Origin of the sequence: Mesorhizobium sp. M7A.F.Ca.CA.002.15.2.1 (genome assembly GCF_003998715.1) — a bacterium.
Classification (GTDB): domain Bacteria; phylum Pseudomonadota; class Alphaproteobacteria; order Rhizobiales; family Rhizobiaceae; genus Mesorhizobium; species Mesorhizobium ciceri.
In genome coordinates, this window is the sequence record NZ_RZPI01000863.1 from 1 (window position 1) to 2,030 (window position 2,030).

General features: G+C 64.3%; 2 protein-coding genes and 1 pseudogene. 1 reads left to right on the plus strand and 2 read right to left on the minus strand.

What is annotated here, in order from left to right:
• A pseudogene (locus tag ENZ74_RS35475) lies at positions 1 to 143 on the minus strand (GntR family transcriptional regulator); the annotation flags it as partial.
• Positions 144 to 247: 104 nt separating this feature from the next.
• On the opposite strand from ENZ74_RS35475, the gene ENZ74_RS30380 reads away from it, so the two are divergent.
• Complete coding sequence (locus ENZ74_RS30380; RefSeq protein ID WP_063168159.1) at positions 248 to 1,138, plus strand: DMT family transporter; 891 nt, start codon at positions 248 to 250, stop codon at positions 1,136 to 1,138.
• 18 nt (positions 1,139 to 1,156) lie between these two features.
• Here ENZ74_RS30380 and ENZ74_RS30385 read toward each other — a convergent pair.
• A partial coding sequence (locus ENZ74_RS30385) for a zinc-dependent alcohol dehydrogenase family protein (protein WP_127313240.1) occupies positions 1,157 to 2,030 on the minus strand: 874 nt, incomplete at its 5' end.

Consider the following 2,030-nt stretch of genomic DNA (forward strand, 5'->3'; position numbering starts at 1 on the left):
CGCATGGATTTGGCAAAGGCGCGGATCGACGGCAATTGCGCTCCCGGCGTCAGGCTGCGCGCCGCGATCCGCTGGCGGATCGTCGCCATGACGCCTTCGACCAGCGTACCGCCGCTCTCGCTTCCTGTAGTCTGCTTGTCCATCCGTACTGCTCTGCTGACTATGACAGTTTTGCATAATTGTACCGCATTGTCTCTGGCGATACTACCGGCTCCGCGCGATACGGAGCCGACAAACGGAGCATACGATGGACAAGACCGCGAGTGGCTGGATGAATGGATTCATCGGCGTGTTGATCTTCAGCGGCTCGCTGCCGGCGACGCGCGTGGCGGTCAGGGAATTCGATCCGACATTCCTGACCTCGGCCCGGGCGGCGATTGCCGGACTGCTTGGCCTTGCGCTGCTGCTCCTGTTTCGGCAGAAACGCCCGGAGCGCGGCGATCTGCTGTCGCTGGTGATCGTGGCACTTGGCGTGGTTGTCGGCTTTCCCTTGCTGACCGCGCTGGCGCTGAAGCACGTCACCACGGCCCATTCCATTATCTTCGTCGGCCTGCTGCCGCTGGCCACTGCGATATTCGGCGTGCTGCGCGGCGGCGATCGGCCGCGCCCGGCGTTCTGGTTGTTTTCATGCATAGGCAGTGCGCTGGTCGCGGGCTTTGCGCTGACGCAGGGCGTGACTGCCTCGCCGGTCGGCGACGGTCTGATGCTGGCTGCCATCATCGCTTGCGGCCTCGGCTATGCCGAGGGCGCCGCGCTGTCGCGCAGGCTCGGCGGCTGGCAAGTGATCTGCTGGGCGCTGGTGCTGTCGCTGCCGATCATGCTGGTGCTGACGCTGCTGACCATGCCGCCGTCGTTCGACGGCGTCGGCGTCAGTGCGTGGATGGGGCTTGCCTATGTCTCGCTGTTCAGCATGCTGATCGGCTTCGTGTTCTGGTATCGCGGCCTGGCGCAAGGCGGCATCGCCGCGGTCGGACAGTTGCAGCTGCTGCAGCCATTCTTCGGACTGGCACTGGCAGCGACGCTGCTGCACGAACAGGTCAGTTCGTTGATGGTGGTCGTCACGCTTGGCGTGGTGCTTTGCGTCGTAGGCGCCAAGCGATTCGCGAAGCAGGAATTGCCACGACGCGCGATCGCCTGACGACGGTGCCGTCCTCGCCTAAAACTTCGTCACCACCCCAATCCCAATGCCCTCGAAGCCGCCCATCGCCATCAGGGCCGCAGGCGCCTCGTCGAGACTGATCCTCTTGCCGACCAGCAGTTCGGGCTTCAGCTTGCCGTTGCGGATCATGTCCATCATCGCCTGGTAGCGGTAGGCCTGCATGCCGTGGCTGCCGAGGATTTCGAGCTCGAAGGCGATCACCTTGTCCATCGGCACCTGCGGCCGGGCATGCTCGCCCAGCATCAGGCCGACCTGCACATGGCGGCCGCGCCGGCGCAGATTGGATATCGAATTGAACGAGGTGGTGGGGTGGCCGAGCGCGTCCATCGACATATGCGCGCCGCCATTGGTGATCTGCTTGACCGCCTTGACCACGTTCGGCGTCGTAGATGCATTGATGGTGGCGACGGCGCCGATCTTTTTGGCGAAATCCAGTTTCTCGTCGGTGAGATCGATGGCGATGACATTGGCGCCCATGGCGCTGGCAATCATAATCGCCGACAGGCCGACGCCGCCGCAGCCATGCACCGCGACCCATTCGCCCGGCTTCACCCGGCCCTGGTCGACAATGGCTCGAAACGAAGTGACGAAGCGGCAGCCGAGGCTGGCGGCGGTGGCGAATTCCATCTCGTCGGGCAGGCGCACAAGATTGGTGTCGGCATGTTCGATGGCGACATATTCGGCAAACGAGCCCCAGCCGGTGAAGCCAGGCTGTGTCTGGTGCTCGCAGACCTGGTGATTGCCCGAATTACACTCGAAGCAGCGGCCGCAGCCGACGGCGAACGGCACTGTGACGCGCTCGCCGGCCTTCCAGCGTGTGACCTGCTTGCCCGCGGCGACGACGATGCCGGCAAGTTCATGGCCCGGCACG